Origin of the sequence: Streptomyces sp. 1331.2 (genome assembly GCF_900199205.1) — a bacterium.
GTDB lineage: Bacteria > Actinomycetota > Actinomycetes > Streptomycetales > Streptomycetaceae > Kitasatospora.
In genome coordinates this window covers 2,980,486-3,003,257 of record NZ_OBMJ01000001.1, presented here as the reverse complement: position 1 = coordinate 3,003,257, position 22,772 = coordinate 2,980,486, and the positions used below count along the sequence as shown (strand labels likewise).

General features: G+C 74.4%; 16 protein-coding genes, 1 pseudogene and 1 riboswitch. Of the genes and pseudogenes, 13 read left to right on the top strand and 4 right to left on the bottom strand.

The features are described from left to right. Window positions 1-16: 16 nt before the first annotated feature. Window positions 17-2,812 carry a phosphoenolpyruvate carboxylase gene (gene ppc / locus CRP52_RS12610; protein ID WP_179852778.1) on the bottom strand — a complete coding sequence of 932 codons (2,796 nt, stop codon included), beginning with the start codon at window positions 2,810-2,812 and terminating at the stop codon, window positions 17-19. Window positions 2,813-3,071: 259 nt separating this feature from the next. Here ppc and CRP52_RS12605 point away from each other — a divergent pair, with 259 nt between their 5' ends. Beyond that, complete coding sequence (locus CRP52_RS12605; RefSeq protein WP_097236488.1) at window positions 3,072-4,340, top strand: sensor histidine kinase; 1,269 nt, start codon at window positions 3,072-3,074, stop codon at window positions 4,338-4,340. Between the two features lie 29 nt (window positions 4,341-4,369). Here CRP52_RS12605 and CRP52_RS12600 read toward each other — a convergent pair whose 3' ends face one another. Together CRP52_RS12600 and CRP52_RS12595 are read right to left on the bottom strand one after the other, a co-directional pair. Beyond that, a complete protein-coding gene (locus CRP52_RS12600; protein ID WP_097236487.1) occupies window positions 4,370-4,831 on the bottom strand; it encodes an SUKH-3 domain-containing protein in 462 nt (153 codons plus the stop codon). A gap of 181 nt (window positions 4,832-5,012) precedes the next feature. Continuing rightward, entirely contained in the window at window positions 5,013-5,474 is a 462-nt protein-coding gene (locus CRP52_RS12595; protein ID WP_097236486.1) for a YwqJ-related putative deaminase, read from the bottom strand. Between the two features lie 441 nt (window positions 5,475-5,915). On the opposite strand from CRP52_RS12595, the gene CRP52_RS12590 reads away from it, so the two are divergent. The 7 genes from CRP52_RS12590 (at window position 5,916) to CRP52_RS12565 (ending at window position 16,798) form a co-directional block, all read left to right on the top strand. Beyond that, on the top strand, window positions 5,916-6,917 hold the full coding sequence (locus tag CRP52_RS12590) for an SMI1/KNR4 family protein (RefSeq protein ID WP_097236485.1): 1,002 nt from the start codon (window positions 5,916-5,918) through the stop codon (window positions 6,915-6,917). 97 nt (window positions 6,918-7,014) lie between these two features. Then, window positions 7,015-8,112 carry a hypothetical protein gene (locus tag CRP52_RS38170; protein WP_179852777.1) on the top strand — a complete coding sequence of 366 codons (1,098 nt, stop codon included), beginning with the start codon at window positions 7,015-7,017 and terminating at the stop codon, window positions 8,110-8,112. After that, complete coding sequence (locus tag CRP52_RS40470) at window positions 8,058-9,875, top strand: SUKH-4 family immunity protein (protein ID WP_306458856.1); 1,818 nt, start codon at window positions 8,058-8,060, stop codon at window positions 9,873-9,875. Before CRP52_RS38170 ends, CRP52_RS40470 begins: the two co-directional genes overlap by 55 nt. A gap of 267 nt (window positions 9,876-10,142) precedes the next feature. Further along, on the top strand, window positions 10,143-11,297 hold the full coding sequence (locus tag CRP52_RS12580) for a hypothetical protein (RefSeq protein WP_097236484.1): 1,155 nt from the start codon (window positions 10,143-10,145) through the stop codon (window positions 11,295-11,297). Continuing rightward, complete coding sequence (locus tag CRP52_RS12575) at window positions 11,291-11,500, top strand: hypothetical protein (RefSeq protein ID WP_179852776.1); 210 nt, start codon at window positions 11,291-11,293, stop codon at window positions 11,498-11,500. Before CRP52_RS12580 ends, CRP52_RS12575 begins: the two co-directional genes overlap by 7 nt. A 538-nt stretch (window positions 11,501-12,038) precedes the next feature. Beyond that, a complete protein-coding gene (gene mfd, locus CRP52_RS12570) occupies window positions 12,039-15,668 on the top strand; it encodes a transcription-repair coupling factor (protein WP_097236482.1) in 3,630 nt (1,209 codons plus the stop codon). A gap of 110 nt (window positions 15,669-15,778) precedes the next feature. After that, entirely contained in the window at window positions 15,779-16,798 is a 1,020-nt protein-coding gene (locus CRP52_RS12565; protein WP_097236481.1) for a MazG family protein, read from the top strand. A gap of 6 nt (window positions 16,799-16,804) precedes the next feature. On the opposite strand, the gene CRP52_RS12560 is transcribed toward CRP52_RS12565, so the two are convergent. After that, window positions 16,805-17,230, bottom strand: a complete 426-nt coding sequence (locus tag CRP52_RS12560; protein ID WP_097236480.1) for an SDR family NAD(P)-dependent oxidoreductase — start codon at window positions 17,228-17,230, stop codon at window positions 16,805-16,807. Between the two features lie 257 nt (window positions 17,231-17,487). Between CRP52_RS12560 and CRP52_RS12555 the strand changes: the two genes are divergently transcribed. From CRP52_RS12555 to CRP52_RS12535, 5 genes and pseudogenes are all read left to right on the top strand, one after another. Further along, window positions 17,488-18,801 carry a cytochrome P450 family protein gene (locus CRP52_RS12555; protein ID WP_097236479.1) on the top strand — a complete coding sequence of 438 codons (1,314 nt, stop codon included), beginning with the start codon at window positions 17,488-17,490 and terminating at the stop codon, window positions 18,799-18,801. 210 nt (window positions 18,802-19,011) lie between these two features. Next, window positions 19,012-19,180: riboswitch (cyclic di-AMP (ydaO/yuaA leader) on the top strand. A gap of 5 nt (window positions 19,181-19,185) precedes the next feature. Next, entirely contained in the window at window positions 19,186-19,965 is a 780-nt protein-coding gene (locus CRP52_RS40465; protein ID WP_097236478.1) for a LysM peptidoglycan-binding domain-containing protein, read from the top strand. A gap of 292 nt (window positions 19,966-20,257) precedes the next feature. Beyond that, on the top strand, window positions 20,258-21,544 hold the full coding sequence (gene eno / locus CRP52_RS12545) for a phosphopyruvate hydratase (protein WP_097236477.1): 1,287 nt from the start codon (window positions 20,258-20,260) through the stop codon (window positions 21,542-21,544). Window positions 21,545-21,664: 120 nt separating this feature from the next. Next, window positions 21,665-22,150: an FtsB family cell division protein gene (locus tag CRP52_RS12540; protein WP_179852775.1), complete on the top strand. Its 486-nt coding sequence runs from the start codon at window positions 21,665-21,667 to the stop codon at window positions 22,148-22,150. Further along, window positions 22,122-22,655, top strand: a pseudogene (locus CRP52_RS12535) (DUF501 domain-containing protein); the annotation flags it as partial. The gene CRP52_RS12540 and the pseudogene CRP52_RS12535, both read left to right, overlap by 29 nt. Window positions 22,656-22,772 lie beyond the last annotated feature (117 nt).

Here is a 22,772-nt window from a genome sequence, read left to right as displayed (position 1 = left end):
CGTTGCGGGCCCGGCGTCAGCCGGTGTTGCGCAGGCCGGCGGCGATGCCGTTGACGGTCAGCAGCAGCGCGCGGGCGCGCAGCGGGTCGTCGCGGCGGCCGGCCGAGACCTCCTCGCGCTGGCGGCGCAGCAGCGCGACCTGGAGGTAGGAGATCGGGTCGAGGTAGGCGTCGCGGACGGCGAAGGTCTGCTTCAGCACCGGGTTGTGCTCCAGCAGTTCGCCCTCGCCGGTGAGCCGGAGCACCTCGCGCAGGGTGAGCGCGTGCTCGTCCTTGATCTGGTCGAAGACGTGCCGCAGCTCGCCGGGCACCAGCTGCTCGACGTAGTGGCGGGCGATCCGCAGGTCGGTCTTGGCCAGCGTCATGGCGACGTTGGACAGGAAGTTGCGGAAGAAGTGCCACTCGCCGTACATCTCGTCCAGCACGTCGCCCAGGCCCGCGGCGCGGGCGGCGGCGAGGCCGGAGCCGACGCCGTACCAGCCGGGGACGATCTGGCGGGACTGGGTCCAGCCGAAGACCCACGGGATGGCCCGCAGGCCGTCCAGGCCGGCGCCGGAGTCGGGGCGGCGGGACGGGCGGGAGCCCAGGTGCAGCGAGGCGAGCTGGTCGACCGGGGTGGAGGCGAAGAAGTACTTCGGCAGGTCCTCCTGCTCGACCAGGCCGCGGTAGGCGGTGTGGGCGGCCTCGGAGACCTGGTCCATCGCGGCGTCCCAGCGGGCCAGCGACTCGGGGGCCTGGCGCGGGGCGGTGTGCAGCGCGGAGGCGGACAGGGTGGCGGAGATGGTCAGTTCCAGGTTCTCCCGGGCGAGGGAGGGGAGCAGGTACTTGTCGGAGATGACCTCGCCCTGCTCGGTGACCTTGATCTCGCCCTCCAGGGTGCCCCAGGGCTGGGCCAGGATGGCCTCGTGCGAGGGGCCGCCGCCGCGGCCGACGGTGCCGCCGCGGCCGTGGAAGAGGCGCAGCCGGATGCCGTAGCGGTGGGCGACGTCGCGCAGCCGGCGCTGGGCGCGGTGGATCTCCCACTGGGAGGTGGTGATGCCGCCGAACTTGGAGGAGTCGGAGTAGCCGAGCATGACCTCCTGGATGTCGCCGCGCAGCGAGACGAGCAGCCGGTAGGAGGGGTCGGAGAGCATCTCGTCCAGGATGCGGTCGGCCTGCTGGAGCTCGTCGGTGGTCTCCAGCAGCGGCACGATGCCGATCTTGGCGATCCCGGTGTGCAGGTCGATCAGGCCGGCCTCGCGGGCCAGCACGGTGGCGGCGAAGACGTCGTCGGCGCCCTGGCACATCGAGATGATGTAGCTCTCGACGATCTCGTCGCCGAAGCGCTCGAAGCCCTCGCGGATGGTGTTGAAGACGCCGAGCGTCTTGGTGCCGGCCTCGTCCAGCGGGGCCGGGGTGGGGGCGAGCGGGCGGCGCGAGCGGAGCTCCTTGGCGAGCAGCTTCTGCCGGTACTCGCGCGGCATGTCGGCGTAGCGCCAGGCCTCCTCGCCGAGGCGGTCGAAGAGCTGGCCGAGGGCGTGGTGGTGGGCCTCGGCGTGCTCGCGCACGTCCATGGTGGCGAGTTGGAGGCCGAAGGCCTCGATGGTGCGGATGGCGCGGGCGAGGCGGCCGTCGGCGATCAGCTCGCCGCGGTGGGCGCGCAGGGACTCCTGGATCAGCCGCAGGTCGGCGAGGAGTTCGCGGGTGCCGAGGTAGTCGCGGCCTTCGACGTGCGGGGTGCCGCCGGCCAGGCGCTCGCGGGTGTTCTCCAGCTTGAGCCGGATGCAGGTGGCCTTGAGGCGGTAGGGCTCCTCGGCGTTCATCCGCCGGTAGCGCGGGCTGAGTTCGGGGAGCAGGTGCAGGTCGGTGTTGAGCGAGGCGAGCAGTTCGACGGAGGCGCCGGCCAGCCGCTCGGAGGTGGAGAGGGTGTTGCGCAGGTCGTCGATGGCGGCCAGCGCGTCCTTGATGCCGTACTCGTGCTGGAGGTTGAGGACGTCCCAGGTGACCTGCGGGGTGACGTTGGGGTTGCCGTCGCGGTCGCCGCCGATCCAGGTGCCGAAGGTGAGCGGGCGCACGCCCTCGGGCAGGCCCAGGCCGACCCGGGCCAGCTCCTCGTGCAGCTCCTCCAGGACCTCGGGGACGGCCTCGCGGTAGAGCTCGTCCAGGTAGTAGACGGCGTTGCGGGCCTCGTCGGTGGGCTCGGGGCGGGCGATGCGCAGCTCGTCGGTCTGCCAGAGCAGGTCGATGACCTCGGCGAGGCGGCGGTCGGCGGAGCGCCGGGCGCTGCTGGTGCGCGCGGGGCCGGCGGCGGCGAGGCCGGAGCTGAGCTCCTCGCGGTGGATGCGGTCGAGGAGTTCGCCGATCCGGCGCAGCTTGTTGAGGACGCTGCGGCGGGCTGCCTCGGTGGGGTGCGCGGTGAAGACCGGACGGACCGCGAGGTGGGCCAGGGTGTCCTGGAGGTGCTTGGGGTCGGCCTCGGCGAGCTGGTCGGCGGTCTGCGCGAGCAGCGAGCCCTCCCGGGCGCGGCGGGTGGCGAACTCGCGGCCGCGGTGCACCTGCTCGGTGACGTTGGCGAGGTGGAAGTAGGTGGAGAACGCGCGGACCAGCTTGGCGGCGGTGTCCAGGTCGATGTCGGAGAGGAGTTCGGCGGTGGCCTCGCCGTCGGTGCGGCTGAGCAGGCGGACCTGTTCGACCAGGCCCAGCAGCTGGGGGCCCTCCTGGCGGACCAGCGTCTCGCCGAGCAGGTCGCCGAGGCGGCGGATGTCCGCACGCAGGGCGGCGTTGTCGGCGATGACGGTGGGGCTGTCCGCCGGGGTGGGGACCGGAGCGGTCACGGCTGGCTCCCTGTGGTGGTGGGGTTCGGCAACGGCTCATCGTCACAGGTCCGCCCGCGTGTGGCGGTTGTGACGCGTGCGGACCGCGCTGTCCGACGCGACCAGCATAGGTGTCGGGGCGTGCGCTGTCCGAGAGGTGGCCGGATGGCGGACAGAGCTGCCGGGATACAGCTGTGGTCTGGACCACTTGGCGTGCCCGGGAGGTGTGCCGGACAATCCCGGTGGGGAGGGGTGGGGGTTGCCGCATAGGCTGTCGGACATGAGCAAGTCGCCTGGGGAGCGCGCGCAGGAACGATCGTTCTGGTGGTGGAAGCGGCCGCGCAGCGCCTTCCTGGACATCGGGCTGGCCCTGCTCGCCGCGCTGGAGTGCGCGGCCAGCACGATCGGATTCCTGTCCGCACGGGTCGATCTGACCGCCGCGGGGAAGGTCGGGATCGCGCTGCTCGGCGCGCTGGCCGGCGGCTCGCTGGTGCTGCGCCGGCGCTGGCCGGCCGTCCCCGTGCTGGTCACCCTGGTCGCCATGCCCGGGATGCTCGGGGTGCTGCTGCTCGTGGTGGCGCTGTACACACTGGCCGAGACCTGGGAGTGGCCCACGCGGCGCTGGCGGGTGGTGGCGCTGTCCGGGCTGGCCTTCGCCGAGGCGGTCGCCGTGATGATGGTCTCGATGCTGACCCCCGGCGACTCGGGGGTGGAGCAGCCGCCGCTGTGGGGCCAGGTCCTGATAGCCGTGCTGGTCGCGGTCGGGCTGACCGTCCCGCCGGTGGTGACCGGCCTGTACGTGGGTGCGCGGCGGCGGCTGATCGAATCGCTCAAGGACCGTGCGCACGGCCTGGAGACCGAACTGGACCTGCTGGCCGAGCAGGCCCAGGAGCGCGCCCGGCGGGCCCGGCTGGAGGAACGCACCCGGATCGCCCGGGAGATGCACGACGTGGTGGCGCACCGGGTCTCGCTGATGGTGGTGCACGCCGGCGCGCTGGAGCGGATCGCCGCCAAGGACCCGGAGAAGGCCGCGCAGAGCGCCAAGCTGATGGGCGAGGTGGGCCGGCAGGCGCTGAACGAGCTGCGCGAGATCCTCGGCGTGCTGCGGATGGACGACGAACGGCCGCAGGAACCGGACTCGCTGGCTGCGCTGCCCCGGCTGGTGGACCAGTCCCGGGCGGCCGGCATGGCGGTGACGCTGACGGTCAGCGGCAGCCGGCAGGAGTTCACCGGCGAGGCGGAGCAGACCGCCTACCGGGTCGTCCAGGAGGGGCTCACCAACGCGCACAAGCACGCGGGCGGCGCACAGGTGTCCGTGCTGCTGGCGTACGCGCCGAACGGGGTGCGGGTGAGCGTGGTGAACGCCTGCCCGGGCGGGGAGCGCGGTGCGGCCCAGCTGCCCAGCGGGGGCAACGGGCTGGTCGGGATGCGCGAGCGGGTGATCGCGCTGGGCGGCACCTTCTCGTCCGGGCCGGAGGCGGACGGCGGGTTCCGGGTCGAGGCGGTGCTGCCGTCCCGGCTGGCGGTACGGGCCGAGCGGCTGCGGTAGCCGTCGGCCCTGCTTCTTCGCCGTACCCGTCAGTGCTCGTCCGCGGTGCGCAGCCGCCCCGGGGCGGTGCCCAGCACCAGGGCGGTGATCGCCTGGTCGACGCCGTGGCCGAGGAACCACTCGCCGGTGTGGTCCAGGCTGTAGACCCGGCCCTCCTCGTCGACGGCCAGCAGCGCCTGCCCGTACGCCTCCTCGCCGAGCGGGGACAGCTTGGTGCCCAGTGCCCGGCCGAGGTCGTGCAGGGTGCGCGGCTGGTGCAGGCCGCACAGCGGGTCGATCAGGAACGGGGTGCGGGCCAACTGGCGGCCCGGGCCTGACAGGTCGAAGGCGAGGCCGCCGAACTCGGCCCAGGCCTCCACGGCCGCCGGGAACACCGCGTGCCCCACGCCGGTGGGTGCGCCGAAGCCGACGAGGGTGTCGGCCCACTCCTCGGCCTGCCGGATCTGCCAGCGGCCGGGATGCCAGCCGGCGGCCTTGAGTTCGGCGGCCACGTCGGCGGGGAAGCGCGGGCGGGTCCGGGTGCCGGTGGCACCGCCGGCGGTGGACAGGGTGGCCGGCGGGGGCGGGGGAGGGCTGGGCGGGTTCAGGGCTTGCTCCAGGGCTCGGGGACGGGGGGACGGACCGGGGGCGGGTGGGCCGGGGCCGGCCGGGGCCGGGCCGGTGCTCGGCCGGTCAGTGCGCGGGCGGTCCGACGGCGACGACCTGCACGGTGAAGTGCTCCAGCATCGGGGCGCAGGAACGGCACGGCGGGGCGTGGGTGCCGTGCGCCGGATCGCCCTCCTCGCGGATCCGAACGGTCGTCATCCGGGAGCCCTTGAGCGCCTTGCGGGCCTCGTGCAGGGTCATCGGCTTGCGGGCGGCGCGCTTGGAGCGCCGGCCGTCGACCGTCGTCAGGTACTGGGAGAGCAGGACGGCCTCCGGGCAGCGGCCGGTGAACCGCTCGCGGGCGTCCAGCGGCAGGGCGTCCAGGAACTCCGTGACCAGGCCGTGCAGCACCGGGCGACGGGCGTCCTTGTCGCCCGCCAGGGTGTGCACCTCGCCGCCCTTGAGCGACAGCGCGGCGGCGACGGCGGGCAGCAGGCTGTCGCGGTGGTGGCGCAGCACTGGTGGGCCCGCCGGCTCACCGGTGGTCATCCGTCGTCCTCCTCCTCGTCATCCGGCGGCGGCCGCAGCGGCCCGGCCGGTCCTGGGCAAGCCTGTCAAACGACACCGACATCCGTACAACCGGGGTGCGGGCGTGGCGGATACCGGGCAGAGCGGCCGGATGTCCGACGGGGCATCACCCGATACTGGCCGAATCCGCACCCCCGCGTCATGACTTGTCCCCTGATGTGCCGAAACCGTCCCCGGGGCCGCGGTCGCGGCGGTACCGTCCCGGCGGCGAGCCGGGGGATGCAGCCGGCCGCCGGGACGGGTGAGGTGCGGCCCGGTGCGGGGGTTCCGCGCGGGGCCGGCGCGGGGGTTCCGGGAAGGTTCCGGGCGGGGGGCTCTCCCCAGGACCGGGGGTTGAAGGCAGGCCCTAGGCTGGTGCCCAGCAAGCACCGAGTATTTGCAGCAGCCAGTGGGGGCTCCCAGATGACGACAGGTCGGCCCGGCGTCGCCGCCGCACCGAACGCGGCGTACGCAGGTCAGGTGGTGCAGTTCCCGGATCCGGTCCGCGCGGAGCGGCACCCCGCCGGGGTCAGGGTGGACGAGTACGGCTACCCGGACTTCGGCCCGTACGCCGCGGCCGCGGCCGAGGTCGCCGACCCGCCGGAGGGCTTCGGCGTGGACGAACTGCGGCTGACCGACTACGTCTCGGCCAACGCCGCGCTCTACACCCAGGGCCACCCGCTCTGGGCCGACCTGGAGACCGCGGTCGCCACCCCGCCCGGCTGGACCTGGCACCACGCAGTCGGCCGGGCCGCCCCCGGCTGGCGGCGGATGGAGCTCGTCCCGGTCGAGGTCAAGGCCCTGCTGCGGCACCACGGCGGCCTGGCCACCTCCGCCGCCGACCACACCCGGCGCGGCACCCGCCCGCTGCAGGAGCGCCGGCCCGTCCACTTCTCCCTGGCCAGGGACGGCGGCGACCCGATCGGCGTCCCCGAGGACCTGGTGCAGCGCGCCGAGGAACGCCTCGGCTACCGGCTGCCCGGCGCCTACCGCACCTTCCTCAAGCTGGGCGGCGGCCGCGGCCCGGTCGGGGTGGCCCTGGACACCGACCTCGGCCTGCTGCTCGACCAGCCGTTCCTGACCCTCAGCGAGGAGTACGGCACCGAGGACGTCGTGTACGCCAACAAGTGCCTGCGCGACCACCTCACCAAGGACTACCTGGGCATCGCCTACGCGCAGGGCGGCATCGTCGCGCTCAAGGTGCGCGGCGACCGGACCGGCTCGGTCTGGTTCCACCTGTACGACGACGCCCGCGACTCCGGAGGCCCGGAGGCCCCGGAGGACCGCCTCGCCCGGCTGCTGCTGCCCTGTGGCGAGGACTTCGACGCCTTCCTGCTGCGACTGGCGGGCAGCCCGCCGGAGCTGGAGACGGTCGCGGAGCTGATGGTGGACGGCGGGTTCGCCCGGGCCGTCCCGGTGGGCTGATGCGCACGGCTGCGGCGGTGGCCGTGGTGGCGGTGCCGGCAGTTCCGGTGCTGGTGGAACGGGGGACGACGAGGATGCGGACAGGGGTGAACCGGGCGTGGTGACGTACGCGCAGGCGCAGGAGCTCGCCGAGGAGTGGATCAACGGCGGGGTGCCGCGCGCGCAGCAGCGCGAGGTGCGGGTCCGGGAGTTCGACCTGGGCTTCGTCTGCTGGGCGGTGGCGCCCGGGGACGCGGCGGCCGGCGGCGGTACCGAGGGTGCGAGCGGCTCGGGTGAGGCGCGGCTGGTGATCGCCCGGGACTCGGGTGCCAGCACGCTCTGGCCGGCGCTGCCCGTCAACGAGGTGGTCCGGCAGTACGAGGAGGTGTACGGGCGGCCGGTCGCGGCCAACCCGGCCGGGGCGGCCAAGCCCGCACCGGGGCCGGTGGAGGCGACCTCCTTCCTGCTCAGCCCGCCGCAGTGGCTGCAGGAGGCGGGGGCCGCGGCGATCGCGGCGGAGGCGGAGCGGCTGGGGGGCGGTTCGGCCGGTCCGGCCGGTTCGCAGGCTGCTGCCCCGGGTTCGCCGCTGGCGGCGACGGAGGAGTTGCCCGGTCCGGCTTCGGCGCTGGCGGCCACCGAGGAGCTGCCCGGTCCGGCTTCGGCACTGGCGGCCACCGAGGAGCTGCCCGGCCCGGCTTCGGCTTCGGCGCCCGCGGCCGCGGTGCTGACCGAGCCGCCGGTGTCCGACCGGCCCGCCGGGGACGCGCCGACGATGCTCGCCCCGCCGCCCGGGCCGGACGAGCAGTTCGTCGCGCCTCCGCTGCCGCAGCCGCAGGCCGGCGTGCCGCTTGCGCCGCCGGCCCCGGTTGCGCCCGTGGCGCCCGTCGCGCCGACGGCTCCGCCGGTCGGTGCCGAGGCCGCGACCGTCCTGATGCCCGAGGGCCTGCGGACCACCGGCGCGGACCGGCCCGACACGGCCGCGCCGGCCGGTGCCGAGGCCGCGACCATGCTGATGCCGCCGGGCAGCGGCGGGTACGGCATGCCGCCGGTCCCGCCGTCCGCCGCGCAGGCCGCGCCGGCCCAGCCCCGGCCGTACCGCCGACTGCGCCGCCGGCCGCACCGCCGTTCGCACCGCCGGCCCAGGCCCCCGCACCCGCCCCGGTGGCCGAGCCGGCGCCGACGCTGCTCGCGCCGCCGGACGCCGTGCCCGGGCTGATGGGCCTGCCCGGTGCCCCGGCGACGCCGCCCGGTACGCCGGTGGAGCACGCACCGACGATGCTCGCCCCGCCCGGCGGGGTGCCCGGTCTCGCCGGCCTGCCCGGTGCCCCGGCGACGCCGCCCGGTGCGCCGGTGGAGCACGCGCCGACGATGCTCGCCCCGCCCGGCGGAATGCCGGGCCTCGCCGGCCTGCCCGGTGCCCCCGGCACCCCGGCCGCGGAGCCGCCGGCCGCCGCTGCGCCGCAGGGCGGGCTCGGCCGTGCGCCGGGCTCGGCTCCGCCGCCGCCCCCGCCGGCCGCGCTGCGCGGCGGTGCAGCCGGTTCGCCCGGCGCGGGCGCCGCTCCGGGCGGGTTGGGCCGCAACTCCGGTTCCGCCCCGCCGCCGCCCCCGCCTGCCGGCCTGAAGCACACCCCGGGCCCCGGCGCGCCCGCCGCCGCCCCCGGCGGCCGCGGAGCCGGCTCGGCCCCGCCGCCCCCGCCCCCGGCGGGCCTGCGTGGCGCCGAGGCGCCCGCCCCCCAGGGCACGCCGGCCGGCGGCACGCCCGCGGCCGCGGCGGCGTACGAGGCGACCCAGCTGGCGAGCGCGATCGACCCGGCGCTGCTGGGCGGTCCGGCGGACCCCGGCACCCCGCCGTCCGGCGGCCCGGCCGTTCCGCCGCCGCCCGGCGGTCCGGTGGCCCCCGCCGCGCCGGTGGCCGGCTACGGCTACCCGAACGCGGGCGGCGCTGCCGGGGTCGTCCCCCCGGCGGCGGTGACCGGTGCGCCGCAGCCCGCGCCGGTGCCCCCCGGCGTGCCCGCGGTCGGCCCGGGCTACTTCGCCGCGCTCAGCTACCGGGGGCCGGACGGTTCGGAGCAGAAGCTGCTGCACCGCAGCGAGCCCGGCACCCCGCACCCGGAGTGGAAGATCCTGCAGGACCTGCGCCGGCTCAACGTGCCGCCGGAGCAGGTGCTGGAGCTCTACACCGAGCTGGAGTCGTGCGACCTGCCCGGCGGCTACTGCAACCGCATGATCGCCGCGTCCTGGCCGAACGTGCGGCTCACCCACACCGCCCCGTACGGCCGTGACCACGCCTCCCGGCAGGCCGGGATGGCCGAGCTGCTGGACCACCTGGACGAGCTGCACCAGTTGGCCTCCGGTGCCCAGCGGGTCCGCCCGTTCCGGGTGCCGCCGCCGGCGCCCGGGACGGTCCAGCCGCTGCCGCCGCTCCCGCCGCAGCAGCTCGCCCAGGAGGTCGGCGCCGCCTTCGGGCAGAACCTGTTCCGCTACGAGCAGCGCGCGGTCTCCCGCCAGGGCGTACCCGAGCCGGTGTCCCAGACCCTGATGTGGGCCGGGCTGCCGCGGGACTTCGGGCCGTTCTTCTGGGCGCAGGCGCAGGAGGGCCGGCCGATCCCGACGCTCGCCGAGCTGGCCGCCGAGCGCGGCCTGGCCGGCGGCCCGGACTTCGGCGGCTACCTGGTCCTCGGCAACGACTACGGCCGGCAGCTGTGCGTCCAGTACGGCACCGCGCACGTGGTCGCCGTGGACATCGATGGAACCGCCCAGCCGCCCCGGTTCGTCAACAGCGGTGTACCGGAGTTCGTCCGCGCGCTGGCCCTGCTGGGCCGGATGTGGCGGCTGCGGTACGGGCTGACGCCGGATCAGGCCGGTCGCTGGACGACCGACTTCCAGGCCCAGCTCGCCGCGATCGACCCGGCGGCCCTGCAGAACGCGGACACCTGGTGGGCCGTGCTGCTGGAGCAGTTCTGGGACGGTCTGCTGTAGCGGACCGTCGTGGATCCTCGCAGGTGGGGAGGGGTCGTTCCGGTGTTCGGGACGGCCCCTCCGGCGTGCCGCGGCGGCTCTGCCTCGTTGGGGTTTCGCCCGGATCTGCGCAAAATAGGTCAAGAGGATGGGTCTATTCGTCCCGTCCTCGACGTATTCAGGTCCGTACGACGACCGAATCCGGCCCCCGGCTCCGAAGCGGTTCCGGATCCGGCCGTTCCGTCCGATCATGGGCTCCGCAGCCCGCGACAACGAGGGGAAGAGCCCATGAGCGACGCCGTCCCCCAGCACGGCTTCACCCAGGCCCGGCGCGGTTACGCGCCCGATCAGGTCGAGCGGGCCCTTGCCGCGCTCACCGCGCAGCGCGACGAGGCGTGGGAACGGTTGAGCGTCCTCGGCGCCGGCATCCGGCAGATGGAGGCCCGGCTGGCCGACATCCGCCGGGCCGCCGAGGAGGCCCCGGAGCCCGACTACGAGGTGCTCAGCGAACAGGCCGCAGGACTGGCCGCGATGGCCCAGAACGAGGCGCGCGCCGTCCGGGAGAAGGCCGAGCGCTTCTCCGAGGACCTGCGGGACGAGGTCTACGAGGCCGGCCAGGCGCTCGACCGGGCCGCCAAGGAGTACAGCACCACCACCCGGACCGAGGCCGACGCGGCCGCCCGGCGCACCGACGAGCGCACCCGCGCCGAGGCCGAGGGCATCCGCGCCGAAGCCGACCGGGAGAGCCGCGCCGTCCGGGACGCCGCCACCGCCTACGCCGCCAAGGTGCGGGTGGCCGCCGCCGAGGCCGGCGAGCAGGCCGAGGCCGAGCTGGCCACCCGGCGCCGCCGGGCCGACGAGGACTTCGCCGCGGCCCAGGCCGCCGCCGACGCCGAGGACGCCGAGGTCTCGGCGACCGCCGAGCGCCGGGTCAAGGAGGCCGAGCAGCACCGGGAGACCGTGCTGAACCGGATCAAGCAGCTGGAGACGGACGCCCAGGCCAAGGCGGACCAGCTGGTCGAGCAGGCCCGCCGGGAGGCCGAGAAGATCAACGCGGCGAGCGAGCGCGAGCAGGCCGAGTTCGACATCCGGCTGGAGACGGTGCAGCAGCACCTGGACCACATCAAGGCCACGCTGGCCTCCCTCACCGGGGCGGCGGTCGGCCAGATCGAGCCCGGGCTGGCGGCTGCCGCGGCCGCGCGGCGGGGGGACGCGGCTCCGGCCCCGGCCCCGTGGACGAGGCTCCGGCCTCGGTGGATGCGGGCCCGGCGGACGCGGTCGTCGACGCGGTGCCGGTGGACTCGGAGGCGGACACCGGGGAGATCCCGCTGCCGACGCTGCGGAAGGCTCCGGCTTCGGCCGGGGCTTCGGGTGGCGCTTCGGTGCCGCGGACGCCGGTGGTCGGCGGTGGCGCGGCGAAGGCGGCCGCCGGGCCCGTGGTGACCGGCCCGGTCGCCCCGGCCGTGGTCCCGCCGAAGCCGGCCTCCCCGCCCGAGCCCGTGACCGGGGCGGCGGGCGACGAGGCAGCGGGCGACGGGAAGGCGGGGGCGCCGGCGGAGGAGACCCGGATCATCCCGAAGATCATCATCGTGGACGACGGCGCCGACTACGCGACGCCCAACACCGTGAGCTACCGCCGCCGCTAGGGCCTGTCCGGGGCGGGGCCCGGGAAACGCAGTAGGCCGAGACCCGTGGCGCCCTCCAGGAAAGGGCGCCACGGTTCCCGGCGCTTGGGCGGGCGCCCCCACCCAGGGTCGCCCGGCCTCGCACCTCCGACCCCCATCGGGGGTGCGACAGTGCCGCCACAGCCATCCCCCACGGTTGGGTGCGGCGGGCACGTTCACCATGGTGCGCGATCTCCATGGACGGCCAGTGACAGGAGTATGTCCAGTTCGTGGCGGGTGGCTGTGCCCGTGGCGGGGGCGGCGCCGGGCCGGTTCGTCCACCGGCGGTCCGGTGTTCCGTCCAGTGGTTCGTTCCCGGTCATGTCCCCGTCAGGGATGGGGTGCGGGAGGCGGTTCGTCCCCGCCCGGCCCCGCCGTGGCCGTACGCCGCGTGCGTGTCCCTGGCGCGGCGTAGGCTGGAGACCCCCGGCCGCTCGGCGCGCCGGGCCGTTCGCGTTGCCCTGGCGGGCCTTCGCCGCCCGGGGGCAGCACCAGCCACGGGACGAAGAAGAGACCCCAGATGAGTCTGACCGGACTGCTCGATGTCGTCGCCCGGGACGCGGCGCTCGCCGAGGCGATCGAGGCGGCCACCGCCACCGGAGCCGCGGCCGGCGGCCGCCGCCACCTGGACCTCGTCGGACCGCCCGCCGCCCGGCCGTTCGCGATCGCCGCGCTGGCCCGGGCGCTCGCCGGGCAGGCCGCCGGGGAGCGCGGCCGCCCGGTGCTCGCGGTCACCGCGACCGGCCGGGAGGCCGAGGACCTGGCCGCCTCGCTGCGCTCGCTGCTGCCCGCCGACGCGGTCGCCGAGTTCCCGGCCTGGGAGACCCTGCCGCACGAGCGGCTGTCGCCCCGCTCGGACACCGTCGGGCGCCGGCTGGCCGTCCTGCGCCGGATCGTGCACCCGCGGGCGGACGACCCGGCGGCCGGGCCGGTGCAGGTGATCGTCGCCCCGGTCCGCTCGGTGCTGCAGCCGCAGGTCAAGGGGCTGGCCGAGCTGGAGCCGGTGGCCGTCCAGCGGGGCGAGTCGCACGACCTGGAGGAGGTCGCCCGCCGGCTCGCCGCGGCTGCCTACGCGCGCGTCGAACTGGTCGAGAAGCGCGGCGAGTTCGCCGTCCGCGGCGGCATCCTGGACGTCTTCCCGCCGACCGAGGAGCACCCGCTGCGGGTGGAGTTCTGGGGCGACGAGGTCGAGGAGATCCGGTACTTCAAGGTCGCCGACCAGCGCTCGCTGGAGATCGCCGAGCACGGGCTGTGGGCGCCGCCCTGCCGCGAGCTGCTGCTCACCGACGAGGTGCGGGCGCGGGCCGCCGAGCTGTCCGCCGAACACCCCGGGCTGGCCGAGATCCTGGACAAGATCGCCGAGGGCATCGCGGTCGAGGGCATGGAGTCGCTGGCGCCCGTCCTGGTCGACGACATGGAGCTGCTGCTCGACGTCCTGCCGCTCGGCTCGGTCACCGTGGTCTGCGACCCCGAGCGGGTCCGCACCCGCGCCGCCGACCTGGTGGCGACCAGCCAGGAGTTCCTGCACGCCTCCTGGGTCGCGGCCGCGACGGGCGGGGACCGGCCGATCGACCTGGAGACCATCGACGTCTCCGCCGCCTCGCTGCGCTCGCTCGCCGAGGTGCGCGAGCACGCCGACGAGATCGGGCTGCCCTGGTGGTCCGTCAGCCCGTTCGCGACCAGCGAGTCGACGGTGAGCGAGGTGCTGGAGTTCGACGCCAACACGCTGACCCTCGGCATGCACGCCGTCGAGGCCTACCGCGGCGACACCGCCCGGGCGATCGCCGACGCCAAGGAGCGGCTGGCCGCCGACTGGCGGGTCGTCATGGTGACCGAGGGCCACGGGCCGGCCTCCCGGCTCGCCGAGGTGCTGGGCAACGAGGGCATCCCGGCCCGGCTGGTCGCCGACCTCGCCGAAGCGCCCACCCGGGACGTCGTGTACGTCTCCTGCGGCTCGATCGAGCACGGCTTCGTCGACGAGGCGCTCAAGCTCACCGTCATCACCGAGACCGACCTGTCCGGCCAGAGGTCCTCCACCAAGGACATGCGCCGGATGCCCTCGCGCCGCCGCAACGCCATCGACCCGCTGGCGCTCGTCCCCGGCGACTACGTCGTCCACGAGGCGCACGGCGTCGGCAAGTACGTCGAGATGGTGCAGCGCACCGTCCAGGGCGCCACCCGCGAGTACCTGGTGCTGGAGTACGCCCCGGCCAAGCGCGGCCACCCCGGCGACCGGCTGTTCGTGCCGACCGACCAGCTCGACCAGGTCACGAAGTACGTCGGCGGCGAGGCCCCGACGCTGCACCGGCTCGGCGGCGCGGACTGGGCGAAGACCAAGCAGCGGGCCAAGAAGGCCGTCAAGGAGATCGCCGCCGACCTGATCAAGCTGTACTCGGCGCGGATGGCCGCTCCCGGCCACACCTTCGGCCCGGACACCCCGTGGCAGCGCGAGCTGGAGGACGCCTTCCCGTACGCGGAGACCCCGGACCAGCTGACCACCATCGCCGAGGTCAAGTCCGACATGGAGAAGTCCGTCCCGATGGACCGGCTGATCTGCGGCGACGTCGGCTACGGCAAGACCGAGATCGCCGTCCGGGCCGCTTTCAAGGCCGTGCAGGACGGCAAGCAGGTGGCGGTGCTGGTGCCGACCACGCTGCTGGTGCAGCAGCACTTCTCGACCTTCGCCGAGCGGTACGCCAACTTCCCGGTGACGGTGAAGGCGCTGTCCCGCTTCCAGAGCGACAGCGAGGCCAAGGCCGTCCTGGAGGGGCTGTTCGAGGGCTCGGTGGACGTCGTCATCGGCACCCACCGGCTGTTCTCCTCCGAGACCAGGTTCAAGGACCTCGGCCTGGTCATCGTCGACGAGGAGCAGCGGTTCGGCGTCGAGCACAAGGAGCAGCTGAAGAAGCTGCGGGCCAACGTGGACGTGCTGACCATGTCCGCGACCCCGATCCCGCGCACCCTGGAGATGGCGGTCACCGGCATCCGCGAGATGTCCACCATCACCACCCCGCCGGAGGAGCGGCACCCGGTGCTGACCTTCGTCGGGCCGTACGACGAGAAGCAGATCTCGGCCGCGATCCGGCGTGAACTCCTGCGCGAGGGACAGGTGTTCTACATCCACAACCGGGTGGAGTCGATCGACAAGGCGGCCGCCCGGCTCAAGGACCTGGTGCCCGAGGCGCGGATCGCCACCGCGCACGGGCAGATGGGGGAGACCCAGCTGGAGAAGGTCGTCGTCGACTTCTGGGAGAAGGAGTTCGACGTCCTGGTGTCGACCACGATCGTGGAGTCCGGCATCGACATCTCCAACGCCAACACCCTGATCGTCGAGCGCGGCGACACCTTCGGCCTCTCCCAGCTGCACCAGCTGCGCGGCCGGGTCGGGCGCGGGCGCGAACGCGGCTACGCGTACATGCTGTACCCGCCGGAGAAGCCGCTCACCGAGACCGCGCACGAGCGCCTGGCCACCATCGCCCAGCACACCGAGATGGGCGCCGGCATGTACGTCGCGATGAAGGACCTGGAGATCCGCGGCGCCGGCAACCTGCTCGGCGGCGAGCAGTCCGGGCACATCGCGGGCGTCGGCTTCGACCTCTACATGCGGATGGTCGGCGAGGCGGTGGCCGAGTTCCGCGAGTCGCTGGTGGGCGGCGGGGAGCCGGAGGAGGAGCCGCTGGAGGTGAAGATCGAGCTGCCCGTCGACGCCCACGTGCCGCACGACTACGCGCCCGGCGAGCGGCTGCGGCTGCAGGCGTACCGCTCGATCGCGGCGGTCAACTCGGAGGCGGACATCACGCAGGTCCGGGACGAACTCGTCGACCGCTACGGCAAGCTGCCCGAGCCGGTGGAGAACCTGCTGCTCGTCGCGGCGCTGCGGCTGTACGCCCGGCGGTGCGGCATCTCGGACATCACCCTCCAGGGCACCAACGTCCGCTTCGGGCCGGTGGAGCTGCGCGAGTCCCAGCAGCTGCGGCTGAACCGGCTCTACCCGCGCAGCCAGGTCAAGGCGGCGGCCCGGCAGCTGCTGGTGCCGCGCCCGAGCACCGGGCGGATCGGCGGCAAGCCGCTGGTCGGCCGGGAACTGCTGGGCTGGTGCAGCGAGTTCCTGTCGACCATGTTCGACGACCTGGCGGGGGCGAAGAAGTAGCCCTGGCGGGCGGTGGTGCACGGCGGTCTCGGGCTTCGGCCCGGGGCCGCCGTTCTGCGGTCGGGGAGCGGGGGTCGGTGGGGTGGGTGGGGGAGTAGGTTCGGGGTGTGATGACGAATGTGCCGGGTGCCAAGTTGATTCTGCTGACCACCACGCACCGGGTGGCTCCCGGGCTGTTGGCGTGGCCCGCGTGGGAGGCGCTGCGGTCGGCGGGGCGGGTGCTGGTGGGGGACGAGGGGCATCCGCAGGTGCCGGCGGTGCGGCAGGCCGGGGTGGCGGTGGAGGTGGTGGCGGCCGGGTCGGTGCCGGCGTTGGCGCGGTTGCTGACCGAGCAGCCGGCCGGGGGCGGGCCGACGGTGTGGCTGGGCGGCCCGGACGGGGATCCGGGGCTGACGGACGCGCTGGCGCGGCTGGCGGTGGAGCGGGCCGGTGAGGTGCCGGAGATCGAGGTGCTGCCGGGCTCGTACGACCTGCCGGGGGCGCGGCTGCTGGACCTGGTGACGGTGATGGACCGGCTCCGCTCGCCCGGTGGCTGCCCCTGGGACGCCGAGCAGACGCACGAGAGCCTGGTGAAGTACCTGGTCGAGGAGGCGTACGAGCTGGTCGAGGCGATCGAGGAGGGGGACCGGGAGACGCTGCGCGAGGAGCTGGGCGACGTGCTGCTCCAGGTGTTCTTCCACTCCCGGATCGCCGAGGAGCACCCGACGGAGCCGTTCACGGTGGACGACGTGGCCGGCGACATCGTCGAGAAGCTGATGTACCGGCACCCGCACGTGTTCGGGGACGTCGAGGCCGGGGGCGCCGCCGAGGTGGAGGCGAACTGGGAGCAGCTGAAGGCCGCGGAGAAGGCGGACCGGGAGTCGGTGCTGGACGGCGTGCCGGCCGGGCTGCCCGCGCTGGCGTACGCGGCGAAGCTGGTGTCGAGGGTGCGCCGGGCGGGCTTCACGGCGGTGCCGGACGAGCCGTACGTGCTGCCGGCGGAGCTGACCGCCGAGTCGGTGGGCCGGCTGCTGCTGGCGGTGGCGCAGCGGGCGCACGACGCCGGGGTGGACGTGGACGCGGCGCTGCGGGCGGCCGCGCGCGGTTACCGGGACGCGGTGCGCGCGGCCGAGGGCCTCGGATCGGAGTAGCGGGCCTCAGGCCGCCGTGGCGGTGTTCTCGGCCGGGCGGCGCTGCGGCGGGACGAGTTCCCCGATGGCCTCGCCGACGAGGACGACGAGTTCGGCGAGGCGTTCCAGGTCGAGGTGGGCGGGCAGGTCGGCGAGGGAGATGATGCGCTCGCCGTCCGGTCCGGCGACGGCGAACAGGTCGATCGGTCCGAGGTGCTTCTCCGCGGTGTCGACGAGGGCGGCGACGTCGCTGGGGCGGCGGATGTCGCCGGAGACGCCCACGACGGGGCAGCCCGGCCGGTCGAGTTCGGCGGCAAGGTCCTCGGCGATGCCGACGTGCTGGTCGGCGATCAGCATTCCGGCGGCGCCGGCCGCGGAGAACCGGCGGGCGAGGTCGGCGCCCGACCCGCCGTCGAGTACCGCGATGACGACGACTGACCCGCTGACCCGCATGGTCTGCTCCTCCCTGTGGGCGGCACCGCACCGGCGCCCACGCGTACTGCGGAGGATCGTAGGCAGTTCCTGACCCTCCGCAACAGGGATTACCCCGCAGGTGACCAGGCTCACGCCGCCCGCCCGGCCAAGAGCTGTCCAAGAGCTGTCCACGGACCGTCCACGTACCGTCTGCGGGTCGTCCACGGAGCGTTGGCGCGGCCGTCGCCGGAAGGGCGCGCCCGGCCCGCCGGGGACGCACCGGATACGGTCGACCCATGCCTGCTCAGCCCGACTCCGCCCGGCCCGCCGCCGCCCCGCTCGACGCCTCCGCGCCGCAGCTGTTCACCTGGGAGTTCGCCGCCGATCCGTACCCCGCCTACGCCTGGCTGCGCGAGCACGCCCCGGTGCACCGGACGACGCTGCCGAGCGGGGTGGAGGCCTGGCTGGTGACCAGGTACGCGGATGCCCGGCAGGCGCTCGCGGACGGCCGGCTGTCGAAGAACCCGGCGCACCACAGCGAGCAGGCGCACCGCACCGGCCGGGTGGGCATCCCGGGGGAGCGGCAGGCGGACCTGATGACCCACCTGTTGAACATCGACCCGCCGGACCACACCCGGCTGCGCCGGCTGGTGTCGAAGGCGTTCACCCCGCGCCGGGTGGCCGAGTTCGAGCCGCGGGTGCAGCAGCTCACGGACCGGCTGATCGACGGCTTCGCGCAGCGCGGTTCGGCGGACCTGATCCACGAGTTCGCGTTCCCGCTCCCCATCTACGCGATCTGCGACATGTTGGGCGTGCCGGCGGAGGACCAGGACGACTTCCGCGACTGGGCCGGGATGATGATCCGGCACGGCGGCGGTCAACGCGGTGGCGTGGGGCGGGCGGTGAAGCGGATGCGGGCGTACCTGCTGGAGCTGATCCACCGCAAGCGCGCGGACCTCGGGGACGACCTGATCTCGGGCCTGATCCGGGCGAGCGACCACGGCGAGCACCTGACGGAGAACGAGGCCGCGGCGATGGCCTTCATCCTGCTCTTCGCCGGCTTCGAGACGACGGTGAACCTGATCGGGAACGGGACGTACGCGCTGCTGCGCAACCCGGAGCAGCGCCGCCTGCTGCAGGAGTCGGTGGCGCGCGGCGAGCGGGGGCTGCTGGACACCGGGATCGAGGAACTCCTGCGCTACGACGGGCCGGTGGAGCTGGCGACCTGGCGGTTCGCGACGCGGCCGTTGGCCATCGGCGGGGTGGACATCCCGGTGGGCGATCCGGTGCTGGTGGTGTTGGCGGCGGCGGACCGCGATCCGGCCCGGTTCGCGGACGAGAACACCCTGGACCTGGCCCGAACGGACAATCCCCATCTGGGGTTCGGGCACGGCATCCACTACTGCATCGGCGCCCCGCTGGCCCGTTTGGAGGGGCGTGCCGCGCTGGCCACGCTGCTTTCCCGGTTGCCCGATCTGCGGCTCGCGGAGAGTCCGGAGAATCTGCGCTGGCGGGGTGGTCTGATCATGCGTGGGCTGCGGGAACTTCCGGTCGAATTCACGCCGGAGAGCCGGTCCCCGCACGCGCCGCCGGCGGCCTCGACACGCTGACGCGGTGTCGCCGACGGGCCCTCGACGGCGGTATGAACGCCCATCAAACCGGACATAGCGACGCCGTTGGTAGGCGATCGGCCACGCGCCGTAATTTCTGTGTGATATCTGCGATATGAGCTTGTGATCGGTCTGATGTTCTGTCTACTCTCCCTGGAGTTCGCAGCTGCGGACCTCGTGCGCGGAACGCCGAATCCTGCCCGCCGCGTCACGGGAAACCGACCAGAACCCTGGGCAGGGGCGGGGGAACCAGGTTTGTTGCCGTCCTCCCACGGCTTGGGGTGAAGCCGCCCGAGCGGAATCTTTTCCGCACACGGCGGCCGGGCCACCTCCCGGTCCGAACCCGACAGCTCACCTCGCAGGCGTGCGGAGAGGGACCTCTTCATGCTGCTCGTTGGAACTGGCCGTCACCGTCGTCGTACCCAGGCCGAGAAGGCCATCGCCGTCGCCGGTGTGGCCGGCGTCGGACTCGCACTGCCGCTCCTCACCGCCACCGGCGCCTCCGCCGCCCCGGCCTCCACCTGGGACTCCGTCGCCCAGTGCGAGAGCGGCGGCAACTGGAGCATCAACACCGGCAACGGCTTCTACGGCGGCCTGCAGTTCACCTCCGGCACCTGGAAGGCGTACGGCGGCACCGCGTACGCGCCGCAGGCCAACCAGGCCAGCAAGGGTCAGCAGATCGCCGTCGCCGAGAAGGTGCTCGCCTCGCAGGGCCCGGGCGCCTGGCCGGTCTGCTCGCAGAAGGCCGGTCTGACCAAGGGCGGCGCCCCGGCCTCGGTGGACACCTCCGCGGACGCCAAGCCGCAGTCCGCCGCCAAGCAGCAGACCCCCCAGCAGACCGCCAAACCGCAGGCCGCGAAGCCCGCCGCCAAGTCGGCCCAGAAGCCGGTGCAGCAGTACACGCCGAAGCACGCCGCCCCCCAGCAGGCCGAGAAGCCCGTCGAGCAGTCGGCGCCGCAGTACACGCCGAAGCACGCCGCTCCCCAGCAGGCCGCGCCGGCGTCCGGCCACGACTACACCGTCCGCTCCGGCGACACGCTGTCGACGATCGCCGCCGCCCAGGGCGTGTCCGGCGGCTGGCAGGAGCTGTACGCGCAGAACCACGCCACCGTCGGCGGCGACCCGGACCTGATCCTGCCCGGCCAGGTGCTGCACCTCGGCTGAGCCGAGCCGCCCGGGCCGACCCGCCCGGGCCGTCCCCCGGCGCGACGCGCGGAGGGAGCCGGTACGTCCGGCCCCCTCCGTCCGCGTTCGTCGGCCTCGTCCGCCCCGGTGCGACGAAGCTGGGACAAGCAGGTGAACTACCGGTGCGTAGCGGGGCCACACGCTGAGACGGAACCGAGGCCGACGTGGCCCCGGGAGCCCGGGCGGCTAGGCTCTGGTCCGTAACGACTCCGCAATCGTCCCGCCGACAGCACCAGCGTCAGCCGGACCTGCTTCCGCAAGGAGATGCCTCGTGCCGTCCATCGATGTCGTCGTAGCCCGTGAGATCCTCGACTCGCGCGGCAACCCCACGGTCGAGGTCGAGGTCGGCCTCGACGACGGCAGCACGGGTCGTGCCGCTGTCCCGTCGGGTGCCTCCACCGGTGCCTTCGAGGCGCTGGAGCTGCGCGACGGTGACAAGAACCGCTACTTCGGCAAGGGCGTCGAGAAGGCCGTCCTGGCCGTCATCGAGCAGATCGGCCCGGAGCTGGTCGGCTACGACGCCACCGAGCAGCGCCTGATCGACCAGGCCATGCTCGACCTGGACGCCACCCCGGACAAGTCCTCGCTCGGCGCCAACGCCATCCTGGGCGTCTCGCTGGCCGTCGCGCACGCCGCCTCCGAGGCCAGCGACCTGCCGCTGTTCCGCTACCTGGGCGGCCCGAACGCGCACGTCCTGCCGGTCCCGATGATGAACATCCTCAACGGCGGCTCGCACGCGGACTCCAACGTCGACATCCAGGAGTTCATGATCGCCCCGATCGGCGCGGAGTCCTTCTCCGAGGCCGTCCGCTGGGGCGTCGAGGTCTACCACACCCTCAAGGGCGTGCTGAAGGAGCGCGGCCTGTCCACCGGCCTCGGCGACGAGGGCGGCTTCGCGCCGAACCTGGACAGCAACCGCGAGGCCCTGGACCTCATCACCGAGGCCATCCAGAAGGCCGGCTACGTGCCCGGCCGCGACATCGCGCTCGCCCTGGACGTCGCCGCCTCCGAGTTCTACGAGGACGGCGCCTACCAGTTCGAGGGCAAGGGGCTGACCTCCGCCGAGCTCATCGAGTACTACGCCGAGCTGGTCGCCTCCTACCCGCTGGTCTCCATCGAGGACCCGCTGGACGAGTCGGACTGGGACGGCTGGAAGGCCATGACCGTCAAGCTGGGCGACAAGGTCCAGCTGGTCGGCGACGACCTGTTCGTCACCAACCCGCAGCGCCTGGCCAAGGGCATCGAGACCGGCACCGCCAACGCGCTGCTGGTGAAGGTGAACCAGATCGGCTCGCTCACCGAGACCCTGGACGCCGTCGAGCTGGCCCAGCGCAACGGCTACCGCTGCATGATGTCGCACCGCTCCGGCGAGACCGAGGACGTCACCATCGCCGACCTGGCCGTCGCCACCAACTGCGGCCAGATCAAGACCGGCGCCCCGGCCCGCTCCGAGCGCGTCGCCAAGTACAACCAGCTGCTGCGCATCGAGGAGATCCTCGACGACGCCGCCGAGTACGCCGGCCGCGGCGCCTTCCCTCGCTTCAAGCACGAGGGCTGAGCGGCCACCCGGTAGCGCACGCCTGACCGGTGCCCCGCCGTTCACCCCGTAGGGTGGACGGCGGGGCACCGTCGCGACCAGGAGGGGACACCGGAGATGGCAGGCTGGAGGATCCCGGGCTTGGCGGCCCGGCCTCGGTTCACGAGCCGGGCGACCGTCCTCGTCCTGGTGCTCTGCTCGCTGGTGGCGATCCTCGCCTACCCGACGCGGCAGTTCATCTCCCAGCGCGCCGAGATCTCGGCCCAGCGGGCGAAGGCCGACCACGCGCGCCAGCAGGTCGAACAGCTGCGCCGGGACAAGGCCCGCTGGCAGGACCCGGAGTTCGTCAAGGCGCAGGCCCGCGCCCGGCTGCACTACGCGGTGCCGGGGGAGACCCCGTACATCGCGGTGGACCCGGCCGGCCAGGCCTCCGCCAAGCCCTCCTCGTCCGCGGCCGGCGCCGCCGCGTCCGGCGGTACGGCCGCCGCCCAGGCGAGAGCCGCTGCGCCCTGGTACGCCAGCATCTGGGACTCGGTGGACGCCGCCGACACCGCCGCGGCCGCCCCCGCCACCCCCCTTCCGCTCCCACCGTCCCCCGTTGGAGACACCTCCCCCCATGACCACTGAGAACCACCCCACCGTCTCCGACGCCGACGTCGCGGCCATCGCCGCCCAGCTCGGCCGGGTGCCGCGCGGCCTGCGCGGCGTGGCGCACCGCTGTCCCTGCGGCAACCCCGACGTCGTGGAGACGGCCCCCCGGCTGCCGGACGGCACCCCGTTCCCGACGCTGTACTACCTGACCTGCCCCAAGGCCGCCTCGCTGATCGGCACCCTGGAGGCCGACGGCGTGATGAAGGAGCAGAGCGCCCGGCTCGCAGAGGACCCGGAGCTGGCCGCCGCCTACCAGAAGGCGCACGAGGACTACATCGCCCGGCGCGACGCGATCGAGGTGCTGGAGGGCTTCCCGAGCGCCGGCGGCATGCCGGACCGGGTGAAGTGCCTGCACGTGCTGGTCGGCCACTCGCTGGCGGCCGGCGAGGGCGTCAACCCGCTCGGCGACGAGGCGATCGGCATGCTGGAGGACTGGTGGGCCAAGGGCCCGTGCGTCTCCCCGGCCGAGGTCCAGGCCGCCGGTGAGCGGGTCGCCCGCAACCGCGCCAAGGACCAGGACCACGAGGCCGTGATCGCCGCCAAGCAGCAGAAGGCCGCCGAGCGCGCCGCCAAGAAGCGCGCCGCGGCGGACGAGGCG

Coding starts and splice junctions, on each gene's coding strand:
- CRP52_RS12605 (WP_097236488.1), top strand. CDS start 3,072: ATGAGCAAGTCGCCTGGGGAGCGCGCGCAGGAACGATCGTTCTGGTGG.
- CRP52_RS12595 (WP_097236486.1), bottom strand. CDS start 5,474: ATGACCACCGGTGAGCCGGCGGGCCCACCAGTGCTGCGCCACCACCGC.
- CRP52_RS12590 (WP_097236485.1), top strand. CDS start 5,916: ATGACGACAGGTCGGCCCGGCGTCGCCGCCGCACCGAACGCGGCGTAC.
- CRP52_RS12580 (WP_097236484.1), top strand. CDS start 10,143: ATGAGCGACGCCGTCCCCCAGCACGGCTTCACCCAGGCCCGGCGCGGT.
- mfd (WP_097236482.1), top strand. CDS start 12,039: ATGAGTCTGACCGGACTGCTCGATGTCGTCGCCCGGGACGCGGCGCTC.
- CRP52_RS12565 (WP_097236481.1), top strand. CDS start 15,779: ATGACGAATGTGCCGGGTGCCAAGTTGATTCTGCTGACCACCACGCAC.
- CRP52_RS12560 (WP_097236480.1), bottom strand. CDS start 17,230: ATGCGGGTCAGCGGGTCAGTCGTCGTCATCGCGGTACTCGACGGCGGG.
- CRP52_RS12555 (WP_097236479.1), top strand. CDS start 17,488: ATGCCTGCTCAGCCCGACTCCGCCCGGCCCGCCGCCGCCCCGCTCGAC.
- CRP52_RS40465 (WP_097236478.1), top strand. CDS start 19,186: ATGCTGCTCGTTGGAACTGGCCGTCACCGTCGTCGTACCCAGGCCGAG.